This window comes from Bradyrhizobium uaiense (genome assembly GCF_010811875.1).
GTDB lineage: Bacteria > Pseudomonadota > Alphaproteobacteria > Rhizobiales > Xanthobacteraceae > Bradyrhizobium > Bradyrhizobium uaiense.
Map to the genome: position 1 here is coordinate 1 of NZ_VKHP01000558.1, position 608 is coordinate 608.

The following is a 608-nucleotide window of genomic DNA, read 5'->3' on the forward strand; positions in this document are numbered from 1 at the left end:
GGAGCGGGCCAAGGAATTGTGTCATCGGGCACCGTATGACTCCGGGTACAAAGAGGCGATGTCTTGCGCTCGGACTCGCACGCGTTATTTCTGAAAGCTGAGTTCGTCCAGATCATCCCGGGACTGGGCAGTGAGTTTCATTTCCTTTTCGGGTTCGGGCGAAGCGTGCGCGAAAACTGCGCGTTGTTGTCTCAGCTAAGGTACTGAGATTAAAGCTAATTATACTATTTTAGCGATAATAGTATAGCAGACTTGCATTGAAGTTCCGTTAGTTATACTTTTTTCGCAAAAATAGTATAACGAGGTTCCGATATGCCGGCGAACCAAGGCCTCGATATCACCTACCTGACGCTCTATTCCGAACTGGTCCAGCGCAGCCTCGATGAGAGCTTCACCTCGGAGTTCTCCTCGAACGGACGGTTCGTGGCTGTCGAGGTCAAGGGCAAGAGATATTGGTATTTCGACACGCCCAAACCTGAAGGCAGCGGCCAAGATCGCCGCTACGTCGGTCCCGTGGACGATCCCGAGATCACCAAGAGGGTCGAGGCGTTCAAGGATCTGAAGGCCGACCTGAAAGGACGTCGCCGTCTCGTCTCCACGTTAGTCCG

Annotated in this window: 1 pseudogene; it reads left to right on the forward strand. The window is 53.0% G+C overall.

Annotated elements, in window-relative coordinates:
• Nucleotides 1-312 precede the first annotated feature (312 nt).
• Nucleotides 313-608: pseudogene (locus FNJ47_RS46455) on the forward strand (nucleotidyltransferase family protein); the annotation flags it as partial.